The sequence below is a fragment of the Flavobacterium rarum (SeqCode) genome (genome assembly GCF_965234445.1).
Lineage (GTDB): Bacteria > Bacteroidota > Bacteroidia > Flavobacteriales > Flavobacteriaceae > Flavobacterium > Flavobacterium rarum.
In genome coordinates this window covers 92,060-110,660 of the sequence record NZ_OZ248479.1, presented here as the reverse complement: position 1 = coordinate 110,660, position 18,601 = coordinate 92,060, and the positions used below count along the sequence as shown (strand labels likewise).

The 18,601-nt window shown below is 32.9% G+C and carries 19 protein-coding genes; 3 read left to right on the top strand and 16 right to left on the bottom strand.

The features are described 5' to 3' along the window. Nucleotides 1-88: 88 nt before the first annotated feature. A complete protein-coding gene (locus tag AC8GF4_RS00480) occupies nucleotides 89-493 on the bottom strand; it encodes a hypothetical protein (RefSeq protein WP_506591696.1) in 405 nt (134 codons plus the stop codon). Between the two features lie 225 nt (nucleotides 494-718). On the opposite strand from AC8GF4_RS00480, the gene AC8GF4_RS00475 reads away from it, so the two are divergent. After that, nucleotides 719-1,129 (top strand): OsmC family peroxiredoxin, encoded by a 411-nt coding sequence (locus AC8GF4_RS00475; protein ID WP_506591694.1) that lies wholly within the window; start codon nucleotides 719-721, stop codon nucleotides 1,127-1,129. A 235-nt stretch (nucleotides 1,130-1,364) separates the two neighbouring features. On the opposite strand, the gene AC8GF4_RS00470 is transcribed toward AC8GF4_RS00475, so the two are convergent. From AC8GF4_RS00470 to AC8GF4_RS00440, 7 genes are all read right to left on the bottom strand, one after another. Next, on the bottom strand, nucleotides 1,365-1,796 hold the full coding sequence (locus tag AC8GF4_RS00470) for a hypothetical protein (protein ID WP_506591692.1): 432 nt from the start codon (nucleotides 1,794-1,796) through the stop codon (nucleotides 1,365-1,367). Between the two features lie 12 nt (nucleotides 1,797-1,808). Beyond that, entirely contained in the window at nucleotides 1,809-2,795 is a 987-nt protein-coding gene (locus AC8GF4_RS00465; protein ID WP_506591690.1) for an aldo/keto reductase, read from the bottom strand. Between the two features lie 126 nt (nucleotides 2,796-2,921). After that, nucleotides 2,922-3,809 (bottom strand): cysteine synthase CysM, encoded by an 888-nt coding sequence (gene cysM / locus AC8GF4_RS00460; protein ID WP_506591688.1) that lies wholly within the window; start codon nucleotides 3,807-3,809, stop codon nucleotides 2,922-2,924. A 1-nt stretch (nucleotide 3,810) separates the two neighbouring features. Then, nucleotides 3,811-4,602, bottom strand: a complete 792-nt coding sequence (epsC, locus tag AC8GF4_RS00455; RefSeq protein ID WP_506591686.1) for a serine O-acetyltransferase EpsC — start codon at nucleotides 4,600-4,602, stop codon at nucleotides 3,811-3,813. Nucleotides 4,603-4,751: 149 nt separating this feature from the next. Further along, nucleotides 4,752-5,432, bottom strand: coding sequence for an SGNH/GDSL hydrolase family protein (locus tag AC8GF4_RS00450; protein WP_506591684.1), 681 nt, complete (start codon nucleotides 5,430-5,432; stop codon nucleotides 4,752-4,754). A gap of 45 nt (nucleotides 5,433-5,477) precedes the next feature. Continuing rightward, nucleotides 5,478-5,939: a hypothetical protein gene (locus AC8GF4_RS00445; RefSeq protein ID WP_506591682.1), complete on the bottom strand. Its 462-nt coding sequence runs from the start codon at nucleotides 5,937-5,939 to the stop codon at nucleotides 5,478-5,480. A gap of 362 nt (nucleotides 5,940-6,301) precedes the next feature. Further along, nucleotides 6,302-7,462, bottom strand: a complete 1,161-nt coding sequence (locus tag AC8GF4_RS00440) for a histidine decarboxylase (protein ID WP_506591680.1) — start codon at nucleotides 7,460-7,462, stop codon at nucleotides 6,302-6,304. Between the two features lie 154 nt (nucleotides 7,463-7,616). Here AC8GF4_RS00440 and AC8GF4_RS00435 point away from each other — a divergent pair, with 154 nt between their 5' ends. Next, the gene (locus AC8GF4_RS00435) at nucleotides 7,617-8,069 is read left to right on the top strand and encodes an Lrp/AsnC family transcriptional regulator (RefSeq protein WP_506591678.1); all 453 of its coding nucleotides are present in this window, start codon (nucleotides 7,617-7,619) and stop codon (nucleotides 8,067-8,069) included. A 297-nt stretch (nucleotides 8,070-8,366) separates the two neighbouring features. Here AC8GF4_RS00435 and cysK read toward each other — a convergent pair whose 3' ends face one another. From cysK to truA, 5 genes are all read right to left on the bottom strand, one after another. Continuing rightward, complete coding sequence (gene cysK, locus AC8GF4_RS00430) at nucleotides 8,367-9,281, bottom strand: cysteine synthase A (protein ID WP_506591676.1); 915 nt, start codon at nucleotides 9,279-9,281, stop codon at nucleotides 8,367-8,369. A gap of 147 nt (nucleotides 9,282-9,428) precedes the next feature. Beyond that, the gene (gene lpdA / locus AC8GF4_RS00425; protein ID WP_506591674.1) at nucleotides 9,429-10,817 is read right to left on the bottom strand and encodes a dihydrolipoyl dehydrogenase; all 1,389 of its coding nucleotides are present in this window, start codon (nucleotides 10,815-10,817) and stop codon (nucleotides 9,429-9,431) included. Nucleotides 10,818-11,496: 679 nt separating this feature from the next. Next, nucleotides 11,497-12,081 carry an NUMOD4 domain-containing protein gene (locus AC8GF4_RS00420; RefSeq protein WP_506591672.1) on the bottom strand — a complete coding sequence of 195 codons (585 nt, stop codon included), beginning with the start codon at nucleotides 12,079-12,081 and terminating at the stop codon, nucleotides 11,497-11,499. A gap of 134 nt (nucleotides 12,082-12,215) precedes the next feature. Further along, nucleotides 12,216-13,970, bottom strand: coding sequence for an ABC transporter ATP-binding protein (locus tag AC8GF4_RS00415; protein ID WP_506591670.1), 1,755 nt, complete (start codon nucleotides 13,968-13,970; stop codon nucleotides 12,216-12,218). Between the two features lie 68 nt (nucleotides 13,971-14,038). After that, nucleotides 14,039-14,821 carry a tRNA pseudouridine(38-40) synthase TruA gene (truA, locus tag AC8GF4_RS00410; RefSeq protein WP_506591668.1) on the bottom strand — a complete coding sequence of 261 codons (783 nt, stop codon included), beginning with the start codon at nucleotides 14,819-14,821 and terminating at the stop codon, nucleotides 14,039-14,041. 170 nt (nucleotides 14,822-14,991) lie between these two features. Between truA and AC8GF4_RS00405 the strand changes: the two genes are divergently transcribed. Beyond that, a complete protein-coding gene (locus AC8GF4_RS00405) occupies nucleotides 14,992-15,489 on the top strand; it encodes a metallophosphoesterase family protein (protein WP_506591666.1) in 498 nt (165 codons plus the stop codon). Nucleotides 15,490-15,495: 6 nt separating this feature from the next. On the opposite strand, the gene AC8GF4_RS00400 is transcribed toward AC8GF4_RS00405, so the two are convergent. The 3 genes from AC8GF4_RS00400 to AC8GF4_RS00390 form a co-directional block, all read right to left on the bottom strand. Then, nucleotides 15,496-17,190: a tetratricopeptide repeat-containing sensor histidine kinase gene (locus AC8GF4_RS00400; RefSeq protein WP_506591664.1), complete on the bottom strand. Its 1,695-nt coding sequence runs from the start codon at nucleotides 17,188-17,190 to the stop codon at nucleotides 15,496-15,498. 57 nt (nucleotides 17,191-17,247) lie between these two features. Further along, nucleotides 17,248-17,910 (bottom strand): response regulator transcription factor, encoded by a 663-nt coding sequence (locus AC8GF4_RS00395; RefSeq protein WP_506591662.1) that lies wholly within the window; start codon nucleotides 17,908-17,910, stop codon nucleotides 17,248-17,250. A 159-nt stretch (nucleotides 17,911-18,069) separates the two neighbouring features. Further along, nucleotides 18,070-18,483 (bottom strand): DUF4293 domain-containing protein, encoded by a 414-nt coding sequence (locus tag AC8GF4_RS00390; RefSeq protein WP_506591660.1) that lies wholly within the window; start codon nucleotides 18,481-18,483, stop codon nucleotides 18,070-18,072. Between the last annotated feature and the right edge of the window lie 118 nt (nucleotides 18,484-18,601).

Here is an 18,601-nt window from a genome sequence, read left to right as displayed (position 1 = left end):
ATCGGGGGCAGGGAATGAACGGAGAGATTTGGGATTGAAAATTGTAAAGAGGCTTAATCCCGAAAATGAAATAGTTTCATACCAATCTTCAATTTTCCAGATCAGAGTATACCAATGAAGGTTTTCCATTAACGCAATCTACTCTTTTAGGAGGCAATAGTATGTCACAGGTAGAAATGGCGCCCCATTTTTTATTATAAGCATCTTCTGCTTTGGTGTAATTTTCTACTTTTTTAAGGAATTCAGTAACATTAATTTTTAAAGAATAAGCAATAAAGCCTGTAGAACCTCCGCATGCTTTTGATCCAATAGCCGTAAATGACCACTCTGCCGGATTTGTGCATGGTGTAGTACTGATCATAGAAGATGAAATAATTTCTTCATACATTTTGGCTAGATTTTGAGTTTCCTTTTCCTTAGAAGAAGAATCATCAGTATTGCAACTGAATAATAGTATGCTAAATGCGATAAATAAAAATTTAAGGTTTTTCATAAGTGTTTGTTTAATAACTAGATGGTTGTCTAAATGAAAGGTTGCGTTTGTTTAAAAAAAAGCAACAAGGATTTGTACTTGATATTTATTCGAAAAATAAATATTTAGCAAAGTAAATCAATTAGTTTGAGTCTGATGCTTATTAAATTTTCGTTAATTAAATCAATTCTAAAAATCATTTTTTCATTAAATAACTAAATTTGAGTAAACTAATAAATAGCTATTATGAAAAGAAATGCAACTGCAGTTTGGAATGGTTCTCTAAAAGAAGGAGCTGGCAAATTGACAACACAAAGTAAAACTTTAGACAATACGCAATATTCATTCAAATCCCGATTTGAGGAAGGAGTAGGTACCAATCCCGAAGAGCTTATTGCTGCTGCGCATGCGGGATGTTTTACCATGCAACTTTCTGCTTTTATCGGAGAAACGAGTGCCGTAATTGAAAATATAGAAACGAAATGCGATATCAATTTGGTAGAAGGAACAATAATCGGTTCTCATTTAACGGTCAATGCCAAAATAAGTGGCATATCCAATGAAACATTTCAGGAATTAGCTACAAAAGCAGAAAAGAATTGTCCAATTTCAAAACTATTTACTGCCGAAATTACAACAACAGCTACTTTGGTATAAAACAATCTGAATTTCTTGCTTAAAACACCTTAAGGCTATGTGTTAGCGGAGCGTTTTCCCTCTCGAGAGGGGTTAGGGGTGTGTTTTTGTCATATTTTAAAATGCAACAAGTAAATTTTATTAAACTTGATGCTGGCATTTATCTAAGTTATTCAAAAAAAAACAACAAAATGTTCGGTTTGTCAATAAACCGAACATTTTGTTGTTTTGATAATTCCTTTATTAGATTAGAAGGCTATTCTTTCTTTTTTATCAATTCGTAGTTCACAATGGATAAAGTATAAAAAAAGGAATCAGCAGTAATTTTACCTAAAATAATTCCAAAGAAATAATTTCCTGTCAGGATTGGCATCCAGTACATACAAAAAGGACGAATAAAAAAGAAATCCAATGCCGCAGGATAACCAAATTCCAGAAATAAATTCCGGATTAAGTATAAGATACCCTTTAGAGTCGTTTTTCCATGCTGAAATTGCTGCTTTTTGTATGATCGGTAAATCATAACACCATAAAATGCAAAATATTCGGCAAATGTTATTAGATAAGCTGTCACCAATGCACTAAAAATGCTACTGAATTGTGATGCGATTAAAGCGGCGCTTGTAGCAGCTAATTCTGAATATTTATAGCGGTCGAACCACTCTTTGAAATTGGCTTTATTGAACATAATTTGTTTTTTTTACCAAAGTTGATGTACTTCTGGTTTGATATAGTGCTCATAAATGGCATTCATTGCAGTGATTTTCTCTGGAGTTAGTTCAGGTAAATCATACAACGAGAGATTCGATACAACATGACTTTGTTTTGATGCTCCAGGAATGATACAGCTAATTTCATTAAAATTTAGAATCCATTGCAGTGCGATAGGAGCCAAGTTTGTTGTATCTGGAAATAATGCCTTTAATTCCTCAACGGCTTTTAAACCCAACTCATAATTAATACCAGAGAACGTTTCTCCTTTGTCAAAACCGGCTCCATCTCGATTGAAGTTTCGGTGATCTTGTGCGTCAAAAATAGTATAAGCATCAAATTTACCGGTTAATAATCCGCTGGCCAATGGTACTCTTGCAATAATTCCAATATCTTTTTTTTGCGCTTCTTTGAATAATAATTCGGATGGACGTTGACGAAAAAGATTGAATATGATTTGAATGGTAGTTACATTGGAGTATTCAATAGCTTTTAAAGCTTCTTCTACTTTTTCTACACTAACACCCAAATTCAAAATCTTGCCTTGATCTTTCAATCGGTCAAACATTTCAAAAATTTCGGGACGGTAAAATACTTGGTTGGGCGGACAATGCAACTGAATAAGATCGATGGTTTCCAATCCCATTCTTTTCAAACTGTCTTCGATAAATTTTTGAAGTACTTTGGGCTGATATCCTTCACTTACATGCGGATTGATGTGTCGACCACATTTTGTAGCCACATATATACGTTCAGAACGGGAACGAACCACTCTTCCTACTGCAGTTTCGCTTAGTCCATTTTCGTAAACATCGGCAGTGTCAATAAAATTCACCCCGTTATCAATGGCGGTATTGATCAATTCGTCTGCGTTTTTATCATTAAAGGGTGAACCCCATTTCCCGCCTACTTGCCATGTTCCAAGCGCTATTTCTGAAATGTTGAAATTGGTTTTTCCAAGTTTGCGATAGTTCATTTTTTTGTTTTTTTAAGTTTCTAAGAGGCTAAGTTTCTATGATACTAAGATTTTTTTTCTAAAATATTGGATGGTAATTTCTAATTTTTTCAGACTAATAATCAAAAAAAACTTAGCAACTTGTTCTTAATCAAATAAATCTGAAGACAGATAACGATCGCCACGGTCACATATAATGGCTACTACGACACCAGATTCCAATTGATTGGCAATTTTAACTGCAACCGCAACAGATCCTCCGCTGCTCATGCCAGCAAATACTCCTTCTTCCTTTGCTAATCTTTTGGTCATTTCGCGTGCTTCTTTTTCGCTAACATCGACAGTCATATCTACTTTTGAGGCATCAAAAATTTTAGGCAAATACTCTTGTGGCCATTTTCGAATACCAGGAATTTGTGATCCCTCACTCGGTTGTGCACCAATAATTTGAATATTTGGATTTTTTTCTTTCAAGTATGTTGAGGTTCCTATAATAGTTCCCGTTGTTCCCATAGCAGCCACAAAATGGGTTACCGTTCCATCTGTGTCATTCCAAATTTCGGGACCTGTGGTTTTGTAATGCGCTTTCCAGTTGTCATCATTGGCAAACTGATTCAGCATTATATAGCCACCTTCGGCAACTTTTTTATCGGCATAATCTCTGGATCCTATTATTCCCAAACTAGCTGGAGTTTGAATAACCGTTGCGCCATAGGCTTGCATCGTTTGAGTACGCTCAATGGTTGAATCTTCAGGTAAAACCAATTCGATTTCTATGTTAAATAATTGCGCTATCATGGCCAATGCAATTCCGGTATTGCCACTTGTAGCTTCAATTAATTTATCTCCTTTTTTGATGTCTCCTCTTTCAACAGCAGAGGCAATCATATTGTAAGCGGCACGGTCTTTTACACTTCCGCCAGGATTATTTCCTTCGAGTTTTAATAAAAGTGTTACATTCTTATTTTTAATCAATCGAGTTGTTTCCACCAAAGGTGTATTTCCAATTAATTCTACTAATTTATAGGTTTTCATTTTAGTGCTTCTCTTTAATTTTGACTTCTGTTGTAGTAGTGTTTAGTACTATTGAATCTGCAGGAATAGACTTGGTTACCCAAGAGTTACCACCTACTATACTGTTTTCACCAATAATAGTACTACCTCCTAAAATGGTTGCATTGGCATAAAGACAAACATTTTTCTCCACTGTAGGATGCCTTTTTGAGTTTTTCATTTCTTTGCTCACGCTTAACGCTCCCAAAGTTACTCCTTGATACACTTTTACATTTTTTTCAATAACAGCGGTTTCCCCAATTACAATTCCAGTAGCGTGATCAATAAAAAATGGTGAAGCAATAGTAGCTCCAGCATGGATGTCTGTTCCTGTTATGCGATGTGCGTATTCGCTCATCAACCTAGAAAAAAGCATTAGATCCAACAAGTACAATTCGTGGCTTAATCTATAAATGGCAATAGCATAAAATCCCGGATATGCAAGGTAGATTTCTTCGATACTATTGGATGCGGGGTCATTTTCTAAGATATAAGAAGCATCTTTATTTAGCCTTTCAAGAACAGATGGGAGTTTTTCTAGAAATTTATCCCAAGCAGAATCACAGGAATCGTGTGCTTTTTTGCATGCAATAGCTGCTATTTCTTTAAATTGTTTTTCTAATGAATCAATACTTTCGTCGAGTTGAGCATTAGAATCAAATAAAGTGTAAAATAGTTTTTCGGTAAAGGCTTCTGTTTTGGTCTTTATGCTATAATTGATAGTAAAATGACTTTTTGAAGCGCTAATATTTTGAACAATCAGATCTTTGGTCATGATTATGAATTTGAATGATTATTTTGAAGGTATAAAAGTAAGTTGTTTTTTAGAAAAACAGACAAAGATTGGTCAAAGAATTAGAGGAATTTCATCTGTATAAAGAGATGTAACAATTTGATTTTATTTCGTAAAAAAATACAAGAAAGTTATAAAGTCAGGAGAGCTTTCTCTACTATGGGTGCCATTACAAGATAACCTACTTTATTTGGATGAACTCCATCTGCTGAATAATCTGTTTTTAATCTTTTTCGCGCATCAACCATAGCCGAGTAATAGTCTACATAAGCAATACCATTTGCTTTTGCATAGTTCTGAATTCTATTATTGAGATCTAAAATTTTATCTGCGGGTTCAAGGCCTGGTTTCCATGGGTAATCAAAAGCTGGAAGTACAGAACAAAGAACTACTTTTATTTGGTTGGCTTTGGCCAATTCACACATTGAGCTTATATTTCCTAGAATTGTTTCGAGAGTTGTTGGTCCAGTATTTCCTGCTATATCATTTGTTCCTGCCAAAATCACTACAAGTTTGGGTTTTAATTCAATCACATCGGGTCTAAAACGCAAAAGCATTTGTGAAGTAGTTTGACCACTAATTCCTCTATTAATATATGATTTTGTATTAAAAAATTCTGGATGAGTAGTGCCCCAACCTTCAGTAATAGAATCACCAAAATAGACAATTCTTTTTTCTCCAGGTGCAGGAGAAACTATCAATGAATTTTCATTTTTGTATTTGTTTAAATTAGCCCAATCTTGAGCTTTTACTTTTCCTGCCATAATCAGTATAAAAAGAAGAATTAAGTATTTTGAATTTAAATTTTGCATTTTGGGTTGGATTTTATAAATAGAATTGCCTGAACAGTGCAGTTGTTATTTAACTTTTATTCTTTTGTATCTTTCAGTTATTATTCGATCTACGCCAAGTTTTTCTACTTTTTCAACTCCTTGCTGGGTTAAGGTGTCGTTTTTTATTGAAATTTTAAATTCAAATGTATTGTTTTCCCATTCTCTGTATATAAAATATTGCAAATTCTCGGTATAAGTATCCTTGACCAAAGTATATGTTCCTGCTCCTGCGCTAAATTTCGAATCAGCTTCTTTTCCCATAGATAAGTCATGTTGGAAAAAAGCGAAATGATCGGGATTAATAATCTTTATCATTTTATATTTCGGATTAAAAGTGGAGAAAGTAGAATCTTTCTGTGTAGTTGTAGCTGAAATTAATTCCCATGTTCCAATAATTGGAAGATTGCTGTTTTTTGTATTGTATTGTTTTGTTTTACAAGAAAATAGAAGTAGGATTGCTAAAAGCGAAATGTATTTTGATTTCATTTTTTATTGATTATTTTTTTAAAATAAACGAAATGCTAATATACTATTAATTTTAGTCATTTCCTTTTTTAGTGAAAGTGGTAAAAAAAAATAATCACGTTAATTAGTACCTATTAATGCTATGGTTAATGGATCGACAGTTCCAGTTTTGATAGTCGTCGTTTTAGATGTTTCTAATAATAGAATAATTATGGGAGAATTTGTAAATGGGTTGTTGACTAATATTTTGGGATGTATTTCTTTGTTTATTATGATTTTGGCAGCAGGATTGTTGGTTTGTATTCAATGCGTAAGCTGAAAAAATACTCCAAGTAGTGCCACGAATTCAGATTTATTAAAAACATGAATCCGTGGCATTAATTTTAGAAACTAAATTCGAATGCTTCTTCGGGCTTTTCAACACAATTCTCTATATCGTTGATAAAAAGATCAATTTGTTCTTTGGTCACATTAGGCATACAAATAATATGAGAGATGTCGCCTTCTGTGGCTAATTGCCATTTGGACTTTACCTCTTCAGTCGCTTTAGGGAAAACAACTGTAATGGCATTTGGGTTTCTCCAAGCTGCTATGCCTATGCTTTTTAGTCTTTGTTCACAATATTCGGCCACTTCTAAGCTGTGTAAATAGCGTTTTTTTAAGCCGTCAACGCCAAGTTTTTTTAATGCATACCATAGAAATAATGGACAATGACCATTTCTAGATCCAGTAATCGTAGTGTCTAAAGATCCGATGTATGAAATTCCTTTTGAGATACGATCTCTGTTGGAACGTTTTGTGATTATAACTCCAGTAGGAATAGGTGAACCTATAAATTTATGGCCACTGATTGAAATACTATCTGCTCCATCTTTAAAATCAAAAGGGAACTTTGGTTCCATAAATGCTCCGTAACTACCTGATAAAGCTGCGTCACAATGGATATAGCTGTCTTGTATGGCTAATCCTTTTAGAATATCTCTTATTTTTGAAACATCATCTTTGGCCTCTTTCATTGTCGTACCAAAGGTGGTAAGAACAATTGCTGGTTTATGGCGATTCATTTTTAATGTGTTTTCAAAATCGACATAATCGATTTCCCCATTTTCTTGGGAGCGAATAACAATACTTGGAATATTGAGCAAATGAATGTTTTTACGTACGCTATAGTGAGTCGATTCTGAGTAATACACCATTGCTTTTGGATATAATTCACGTGCTAGATATAATCCGTATAAATTACTTTCCGATCCACCATTGGTTACATAGCCCCAATAATCTTTTGGATTGGCACGGAATAATTTGGCGAAAAAGCCAACGACTTCTCTTTCGAGTTCATGGGTTTGAACTTTGTAGGTGCAGTCCTCAAAAGGGTCTCCCAGATTATTGATAGGGTATTTTAAAAAATGATTGATTTCTGAATAATCAAAATCTTTGGAAACTGGATATCCCAAGAAATTGTCTCTGGCATTTTCTATATATTGATTCAAATCGAATAAACGTTGATTGTCTTTTTCAGATAAAGATTTTGAAATGGGTATCATGGTGTTTTGTTTTTCTGTAAAAGTAATTTTTAAGATTTAATATACTGCATAGTAATAAAAATTCAAATAATAATTCTAGTTTTGATTAGTAAAGCAGTATTTTAGTATTGAAATAGTAAGTAGTCTTTTTTTAAACCATATAATTGTTCTGAACATGGATGTCATCGATAATAAAATTTTGATGCTTTTGCAGCAAGATGCAAAGCTAAATACGAAAGAAATCGCCGAAAAGGTTGGATTATCTGTCTCTCCGACGTTTGAGAGGATAAAAAAATTAGAGCAAAAACAATATATCAAGAAATATGTTGCTTTGTTGGAACCAACAAAAGTAGGCAAATCAATTAGTGTGTATTGTCAGGTGACTTTGGCGGTTCATTCCAGAGAATTGATTGATGATTTCAAACAACACATACTTGTTTTACCAGAAATTATGGGATGTTTCCATGTTTCTGGGAATTATGATTTTTTATTGAAAGTAGCGGTCAATGATATGAATGAATACCAAAAGTTTATTATTGATAAATTATCGGTTATCAAAGGGATTTCAAATGTGCAGAGTTCTTTTGTAATGGAAGAAATTAAAAATGATTTTGCTTATAATTTGTAAAATTGCGAGACTTATAAATAGATGTTGATCAAATTTTTTTAGACTCCTGAATAGTGAAAACTTTATAGATTGGTACGATGTCCTTTGTGTGAAGGATAGTAACGGCATCCTTTTTCGTCTTTCGGAATTGTTTTTTTTGAATATTAAGGTTCTGACGAAAAAGATACAGTGGATAGCCTGACCTTGTTGCTGAACGGTTTGTTTTATTTTTTTACATATAATCTTTAGCAACAAGGACACACCCAAAAAAAAACCGACTTGTTTTCACAAATCGGTTGGTTTTAGTGGACTGTATTTTTATTCAAATAATCCTTCGATGCTTAAATAGCGTTCACCGGTGTCGTAGCAAAAAGTAAGCACTTTGGCATCAGATGGGATTTCTTTTAACTTTTTGGCAACAGCTGCCAAAGAGGCTCCTGAAGAAATGCCCAGAAGAATTCCTTCTTCTTTTGCAGATCTTTGGGTATATTCAAAGGCCTCTTCTTTGCTTACTTGAATTGTTCCATCTAAAATTTCTGTATGTAAATTGGTAGGAATAAATCCAGCTCCAATACCCTGAAGTGGGTGAGGTGACGGTGCTCCTCCACTGATTACTGGTGAGGCCTCTGGTTCTACAGCAAAAACTTTTAGATTAGGAAAATGTTGTTTTAATATTTCAGCGCAACCTGTGATATGACCGCCAGTTCCAACTCCAGTAATCAAGTAATCCAATCCGTTTGGAAAAGCTTTTATGATTTCTTGCGCAGTTGTTGTTTTGTGGATTTCTATATTTGCTGGGTTGTCAAATTGTAATGGGGACCATGCTTGTGGAATTTCTTTGGTTAATTCCTGTGCTTTTTCTATAGCTCCTTTCATTCCTTTCTCGCGTGGTGTGAGTACAAATTCTGCACCATAAATACTCATTAATCGGCGTCTTTCTATAGACATGGATTCTGGCATAACCAATAGTAATCGATATCCTTTTACCGCAGCCACCATAGCTAGTCCAATTCCTGTGTTTCCGGAGGTAGCTTCGATTATGGTACTGCCTTTTGATAATAAGCCTTTTTGTTCTGCATCCTCAATCATTGCAAGAGCAATTCTGTCTTTAATACTGGCTCCAGGGTTTGTTTTTTCTAGTTTTACCCAAACATTTGCTTCTTGACCAAATAATTTATTGATTTTTACGTGTGGCGTATTACCAATTGTCTCTAATATGTTGTTGTGTAGCATTTTTCTATTTTTATTTGATAGTAAATATACTCCACATTTGGGGATTGACAATGTTGAATTGGATTATTGTCTATGGAATTTTGATCTTTTGGATAAAAAAAATCCGTTTTGCAAAAGCAAAACGGATTTTTTAATAAAATCTAAAATCTATAGGTGAATCACTTCTCCATACGCATCAGCAACGGCTTCCATAACTGCTTCACTCATAGTTGGGTGAGGATGAATCGATTTTAAGATTTCATGTCCTGTAGTTTCTAGTTTACGAGCTACAACTGCTTCTGCAATCATATCTGTAACACCAGCACCAATCATGTGACATCCTAACCATTCGCCATATTTGGCATCAAAAATTACTTTTACAAAACCATCTGGAGTTCCAGCAGCTTTTGCTTTTCCTGAAGCAGAGAATGGAAATTTACCAATTTTCAATTCGTATCCTTTTTCTTTCGCTTGTTTTTCGGTCAATCCTACAGAAGCGATTTCTGGAGTTGCGTAGGTACAACCAGGAACGTTTCCATAATCGATAGGGTCTACATGTAATCCTGCAATTTTCTCCACACAATTGATTCCTTCAGCAGAAGCTACGTGAGCCAAAGCTTGACCTGGAGTAACATCTCCAATTGCATAATATCCTGGGATATTGGTTTGGTTGTATGCGTCTACCAAAATTTTATCTCTATCGGTAGCGATACCTACTTCTTCTAATCCTATGTTTTCGATGTTGGTTTTGATACCAACTGCAGACAATAAAATATCAGCTTCAAGAACTTCTTCTCCTTTAGCCGTTTTAACAAATGCTTTTACTCCTGCACCAGTGGTGTCAATACGTTCCACCGAAGAGTTAGTCATAATTTTGATACCTGCTTTTTTCAATGAACGTTCCATTTGTTTTGAAATGTCTTCATCTTCTACAGGAACTACGTTTGGCATAAATTCTACGATGGTAACATCAGTTCCCATTGAATTATAAAAATAGGCGAACTCCACTCCAATAGCTCCAGATCCTACAATAATCATAGATTTTGGTTGTGTTGGCAATGTCATTGCTTGACGATACCCAATTACTTTTACACCATCTTGAGGTAGGTTAGGTAATTCACGAGAACGAGCCCCAGTTGCGATAATTATATGGTCGGCACTGTATTCAGTAACTTTTCCGTCTTTATCGGTAACGTCAAGTTTTTTACCCGCTTTTAGCTTTCCAAAACCATCAATAACATCAATTTTGTTTTTTTTCATCAAGAATTGAACTCCTTTGCTCATTCCGTCAGCAACACTTCTACTTCTGTTTACTACAGCAGGGAAGTCTTTGTCGAATTCTTTTACAGTTAGTCCGTAATCTGAAGCGTGTTTTAAATAATCAAAAACTTGAGCTGATTTCAATAATGCTTTAGTTGGAATACATCCCCAATTCAAACATACTCCACCTAGGTTTTCTTTTTCTACTACGGCAACTTTAAATCCTAATTGAGAAGCTCTAATTGCTGTAACATACCCTCCAGGACCACTTCCTAAAACTATAATATCGTATTTCATTTTGTGCTTGTTTATTTGTTTTTTAATGGTAAAATGCAGTCGCTTACGCTTGTGTCATTTTGTGCTTGTTTATTTGTTATTTGTACAAAATGCAGTCGGCAAGGCCTCGTGTCATTTCAAAGTTTTTTATTTGTTTTTAATTATTAAAATGGGATATAAAAAATACATTTCATTTAATAGTTATTGTAATAATTAATTGAAAGTGCGAAATTAAGGATTTATTTGATTATTGAAAAATTTAGCAGGTACAAAGTTTTTGGCTATTTTGTGATAATCTCATAATCTAAGGTATTAATTTAATAAGCACTAGGGAGTGTTATTTTTAAGAAGTATAGAGTCTTTTTATTCGTTACAAATGAAATTCAATGTTGGTGAAATGATTTTTATTGCGAAGAAAAAAAATTATCAGGTTTAGGGGAGAAAATAGAATATTTAGTTATTAATGCGAATCAAGGGTTCAAATGTGGCGTTAGGTACTAAATATTGGTAGATAAAAAGTAATTCCATCCCTTTTTTGTCCCGTTAGGGACTAAACGAACCATTTTAAATGTCTAATTATACAAGGAAGTTTAGTCCCTACGGGACATAGGACTTGTGGTAAACTTATTTTACTACCAATATTTAGAGCCTAACGGCACAAAGAAAGAGATTTTTAAATCTTGATTAGCATTATTAATAATTAAATCTTCACATGTCCCCAGTTTTCACCGTTGGCAATACGTCTGATTTGCATTTCGCTCACTCCAAATTGTTTGGCAATCATTTTTAGACGTGTTTTTTGATTAGGCCGAGATAAAATGGTTTTGATTAACATGACCTTGGTGGTTGTTAATTTTCTTCCATCAGCTTTTAAGTTTTGTTCGATTAAATTTTTTCTAGCCTGAATTACTTTTGGACTTTTGTTCCAATGTTCAAGCATTTCCGCTTTGGTAGCCCAACGTAAATTATTGACATCATCGTTATTTCGAATGTAATCTAAGTGTAATACATACGTTTGTTCCTCAGACTGTTTCGGAATAAAATAGTGAGCTACTAATTTATAAAGAAATAAACATTTGCTAACGGTTTTGCCGTCTTTTTTAATTCTAAATGCAAAAGTAGGGTAGCCATCACTTATAGATCCTTTTAAAAGACGACAATCTTCTATGTTTTCTGAAAAACTAATTAAGCGTCCTTTGTTTGAAATAGCATAACGAAGTTTCAAAGAATATTCGAGTTCTATTTCTTTAAATTGTTCATTTGGATAAATTCTAATTTGTGGCATTTGAATTTGAATTTAGATTTTTCAAAGATATTCATTTTAATGCTATTAATATGCTAAACGTGTGTCTATTAGGTTTTTTTTTCGGTATTGGTTGCTCTAATTTCTGCTATTGTAATATTTAGCTTAAAAAAAAATTAATTTGTAACCGAAAACTGCGAATCATATAAATTCTTATAATACCCATGTTCTTGGTTGATTAATTCTTGATGTGTTCCTTGTTCTACAATTAGTCCTTTGTCCATAACCACAATTTTATCGGCATTGACTATGGTGGCCAATCGGTGGGCAATGACTATTGATGTTCTTCCTTTGGTAATGGTTTCTGTTGCACGCTGAATTAATTCTTCTGAATAGGTGTCGATAGAAGAGGTTGCTTCATCCAAAATTAAAATGCTCGGATTGCTAACATATGCACGCAAAAACGCAATTAGTTGACGTTGACCCGAAGATAACATAACACCTCTCTCTTTTACATCAAAATCATAATTGTCAGGCAAACTCATTATAAAATCATGAACGCCTATTTTTTGAGCAGCATTCAAAACATGATCTCTCGTAATTTCGGGGTTGTTAAGCGTTATGTTGTTGTAAATGGTGTCTGCAAAAAGAAAAACATCCTGTAGAACCACAGCAATTTGTTTGCGTAATGTGTTCAAGGTGTAGTCTTCAATGTTTTGGTTGTCTATAAATATTGATCCGCTATTGATTTCATAAAAGCGATTCAATAAATTAATTATAGTTGATTTTCCTGCTCCTGTAGAACCAACAATTGCAATAGTTTGTCCTGCTTTTACTTCTAGATTAATACCTTTTATAACTTCTTCATCCGGAATATAGCCAAAACGAACGTTTTCAAAGCGAATTTCGCCATTAAATAATGGAGCTTCAATTGTTCCAGTGTCTTGTATTTGGTCTTTCGTGTCTAGTATGTCAAAAACACGATTGGCAGCAATCATACCCAATTGCATTTCATTGAATTTATCGGCAATTTGGCGCAATGGATTGAATAACATTCCGATGAACATAGTGTAGGAGAATAAATCTCCAAAAGTGGTCGAAGTGTCTCCATTCAAAATGTTAAATCCTCCGTACAAAACTATGAAACCAAGCGTTAATGACGAAATAATATCCGCAATTGGGAAGAAAATAGAGTTGTACAAAATCGTTTTTATCCACGCCCTATTGTGTTTGTCATTGATAGCTCTAAATTTTTCGGCTTCAATGTCTTCGCGATGAAACAGCTGTACAATTTTCATGCCTGTAACTCTTTCTTGAACAAAAGAGTTCATATTGGCAATTTGAGTTCGTACTTCCTCAAAGGCAACTTGCATCTTTTTTTGAAAAATTCTGGTAATAAAAACTAAAATTGGCATCGCAACAATAACAATCCAAGTGAGTTTCCAGTTCATGTAAAACATAAAAATAAGAACCACTAGCATTTTCATTAAGTCACTTATAATCATAAATAATCCTTGACTAAAAATACGGGCAATTGCTTCTATGTCCGATACAGATCGCGTTACGAGTTGGCCTACAGGAACCAGGTCGAAATATTTCATTCTAAAACTTAGAATGTGTTTGAACATTTTTACTCTAATGTCTTTTACAATGTCTTGCCCCAACCAATTGGCCCAATAAACAAAGAAAAATTGGGAAAAAACTTCTAGTAAAAGTACAAATCCCATTAAGGTAATGTACAGTAACAATCCGTTTTGATCTTTGGGTTGAATGTAACTATCTACGGTTTGTTTTAGTAAATAGGGGCGTAGTGCTGCAAAAATAGAAAGTGAGATTGCAAAAACAATCACACCATTAAATCGCCATTGATAGGGTTTTGTGTATTTTAATATTCTTTTGAATAATCGGGTATCAAATGCTTTTGCTTTCAAAATTGAAGTTGTGCGTTAATTGTTTTGCGAAATTAAACTCTATTGTCTTTTCGTCTATTATCTATCATCTATTTTCTCTTCTCTATTTTCTTTAAATCGTATACTATCTTAGTTAAATATAACCCATGTGCTGGAACCGAAAACCCAGCTTTGTCTCTGTTTTTGCTTTCTATAATTTTTTCAAAATCTTCTAAAGTGATTTTGTGCAAACCAATATTAATTAAGGTTCCTACTATGGACCGAACCATATTTCTCAAAAAACGATTGGCCGAAATGGTAAAAATTAATTTTCCGTTTTCTTGTTTAGCCCCGCTCTGTTCTGCTTCGCCTCGAGTCCAATGCGCTTCAAATATACTACAATCAAAAGTGTTTACATCGGTATTAACTTTAGAAAAACACTGAAAATCGGTATAGTTCAGTAATATTCTTGCGGCCTTATTCATTAATTCCAAATCTAGTTTTTGATGAAAGTACCAACTTTGCTCTTGCAAAAAGGCATCTTTAAAAGTGTTTATGTGGTATTCATAAGTTCTTTTAGTTGCATCAAATCGAGTGTGTGCTTCATCATCAACAGGAAAAATGGAGTATACAACAATGTCTTTTGGTAAAAAAGAATTGAGTTTGTGCAGTATCGTTGGAACCTCAAACGGGGTTTCAAAATCAAAATGGGCATACATTTCTCTGGCATGTACGCCAGTATCTGTCCTTCCAGCACCCATAAGATTGATCTCCGAGTTGAGGATAACCGAAAATGCTTTATTCATCGTTTCCTGAACAGAGGATGCGTTCGGCTGATATTGCCAACCGTGATAATTGGTTCCGTTGTAAGCTAGTTTAATAAAATATCTCAAAAGATTTTTGATTGTAGATTAACGAATGATGATTTTTTGATTTTACTAAAGAGTGAAATCATCTCCTGCAAATTTACGAAGTTTTGTGTTGCGATTGTTCTAAATCTGAATTCAAAAATCGTTAATCTACAATCTTAAATCATAACTTTGCCATTTTAAGTCTATTTATCATGAAAAAAATTCTCCTTCTTTCCGATACGCACAGTCATATTGATGATACTATTTTAAAATATGTTAATCAGGCGGACGAAGTGTGGCATGCGGGGGACATTGGGGACTTAATAGTTACTGACACGATTCAAAAGTTGAAACCTTTGCGTTGTGTTTATGGTAATATTGATGATAGTGAAGCACGTTTGGAATTTCCATTACACAACCGTTTTTTTTGTGAAGGCGTGGATGTATGGATTACGCATATTGGGGGTTATCCGGGAAAATACAATCCTGCATTGAAAGCTGAAATGACATTAAATCCACCAAAGTTGTTTATTTGCGGTCATTCGCATATTCTTAAAGTAATTTTTGACAAAAAAAACAATCTATTACATATGAATCCCGGAGCTGCTGGAAAAAGTGGTTTTCATCAAGTAAGAACGATGCTTCGTTTTGAGATTGATGGTGAGGCGATAAAAAACCTTGAAATTGTTGAAATTGAAAAAAAAGGATAGGTTTTTTTAATTTGTAAATGGGATTGCTAAACTTATTGAAGTTCCTTTATTAAGAATGGAATGGATGTTGAATTCGCCTCTTAAGTAGTTTATTCGAGCTCTAATTTGGTTTATTCCAAAACCTTCTAATTGTTCGAATTGATTATTTATAAAGCCATTTCCGTTGTCTTCAACATTTATTTTTAAATGAGATTTTGATTCGTCAAGGTGAATAGTAGCATGAACAGCGTTGCTGTGTTTAATGATGTTATTGATTAATTCGGCAATGATGAAATAAAGTTTCATTTCAAAGTCTTCATTGTATCTTTTTTTAATGTTTATGGTCGTAAAAAAATCAATTTTGAGTTTTGAGTTAGATGTTTTTTCACATAAATCTTCTAAGGCAAAAAGTAGCCCAAATCGAACCAATAGTGTAGGCATCAATTCGTGAGATAAATTCCTAATTTGTTTATGAGTATCATCTAAGATCTTTTTAGTTTTTATGATTTCTTCAGTTTGTGTATTTGTAATTGAAGAAAAAACATGGAGATGCATACCGGCTGACGAAAGCAATGAGCTAATGTTGTCATGCAAAAAAGAGGCTATTTTTTTTCTTTCCAATTCTTGTCCATCAATCGAGGCGTTTATTATATTTTCTTGAATTTTACTTTGAATATATTGGAGTTTGTTTTTTTCTTTTAATCGTAAATTTTGCAAAAAATAATAAAAGAATAGGATGGAACAGATTAAAAGAGAAAGTATAACGGTTACAATTTTTTTGTTTTGAGATTGTTCTTCTATGAGTTTGTGTTGTTTGGTTTTGTAGTTATTTTCAATTTTATCAATATCTCTTTTGTATTGATCGATCTCGAGATTTATACCAACAATATTTGCTTTGTTGAGCTTTTCTTCAATATTTAGTTCGTTTGTTATTTTGTTATATAATAAAAGGCTTTGGTAAGCTTTTTTGTATTCATTTATTTTATTTAAAAATTTGGAGTATTCTAAATAGGAGTAAGACAAATCAGATTTTTCGTTTCCGTTATTGCCTAAATTAATGGCTCTTTGAAAAAATTGATGTGCTTTTTGTGGTTGGTTTTTATAGCTGGCAAACATTCCGTTCAACATATTTGTGGCAACAATTGTTGTTTCATTGCCATCGATAGTTTGGTATTTGTTTATATATTCTAAATGAGGCTGACCTTCAGTATAATTTTCTACATCAAAAAAAGCCCATGCCAAGTTTATCTTGGTGATAAATATCTGTTCTCTATCAAGTATCTTTTGACTTATTGCAATCGATTTTTTATAATAATAGATTCCTTTTTCATATTGTTTTTTGTCAAAGCAATATATGTTTCCTAAATTATTATAAAACTGATTTTTTAATATATTGTTATTTGTTTTATTAGCGTAAAACAATCCTAAATTGTAATAATGTAAAGCTTTGTTGGGTTCTGAGAGTTCGTCAAAATTGGCAGCTATGATTAAATAGGAATTGGCTATTAAATCAATATCTTTATTTTTATTAGCATTTTCTAATGCAACTCTTGATTTTAATAATGATTTTTCATAATCTCCTTTATTCAAATTTGTGTGAGCAACGTTTATTAATTTAACGATTTCTAATTTGGAAAGTGGTTTGTTTAGACCATATGAAAATTGACTAAAAAAAAATAGAATGACTAAGTAGGAGAATAATGAAAATCTATTTTTAGACATATTTAAATGGCAAACTTCAATCGTGAAATATTGAATTAAGGTTTTGTTAATTGTAAACTAAGAAATAATTAAATGATTGTTCATTGCATATTTAACAATGCCAATTGAGTTTTTTGCCTTTAGTTTTTTCATAATGTTTTTACGGTGTGTTTCTACTGTATTTACAGTGATATATAGCTGTTCACTTATTTCTTTTGCACTATACTCTAAAGCTATCAAAATGATAATTTCAATTTCACGTTCTGTCAATAAGGGATTTACATTTGGTTTGTAAGTATTAAGTCTAGGGTTGTTTTTTGTAGCATTGTTGAATATTTTTTCACGAACAGACTCGCAAAAATATTCTTGACCTTTGGAAACAACTTGAACGGCTTCGATAATATTGTCTCCAGCATGTTGTTTTGTTAAGTAGCCACTTACGCCCAAATCCATGATTTCTTTAATTAATTTTAAATCGTCATAACTTGAAAGTATAATTACTTTGCAAGGAAAACCTTTTTCGGCAAATTCCTTTACTACTTCAATTCCATCCTTTTCGGGCATACTAATATCTAAAACAAGAATGTCAGCATTATTGTTTGTTACATCATCAAAAACAGTAGTTCCATTAAGTGAAAATCCTACAACTTCAAAATTAGGTATGGTTTGAAGTAATGTTTGAATGCCATGTAAAATTATTTGGTGGTCATCGGCAAGATGAATTCTTATATTTTTTGTCATATTCTCAATTACAATTTTCAAATTTAAATAAAAAAATCATTCTAAAATGTACTATTTTTTTTATTTAACAATATAATTTTAAAATACAATTTGTAACAAAAAATCCCGAATTGTTACATTCGGGATTCCTTCGCACATTAATAAATTTATTTTATAGGTTTACCTCAATCGATCCACAGATTTTACGAGATCTTCATCCTTCTTGATGGCCTTATTAGCCAAAACCAATAATACAATAGCCAAGATAGGTAGAAACATCCCAATACCTTTCTCAGAAACAACAGGTGTCTCTCCAGATATATTTAGTGAATGATATACAAACAATCCTAATAAAACCAAATTTAATATGATATTCAATCTGTTTAAAACAAATTGAGTTTGTCTTTTTTTGAAAGATATAATACTGTATGCAGTAATTGCTGTACTTAAACCCAATAGTATAACAAAGAATTGGTTTTGCATGAAAAAATATTCTTTTCCATTGTCTAAAATCCATAATGGAAAAATATATGGCAAAACTCCAACTGTTAATAAAGTAAGGAATAAATATATGGTTTGAATTCTTTGGATCATAATTGCTAAAAATGTTTTACAAAAATATATTTTCTTTTTAATAAAAGCTATTGTATGATAAATTTTATTTGTATTATTGCATAACAATACCGTAAGCACTTCATACTGCGGTCTATTA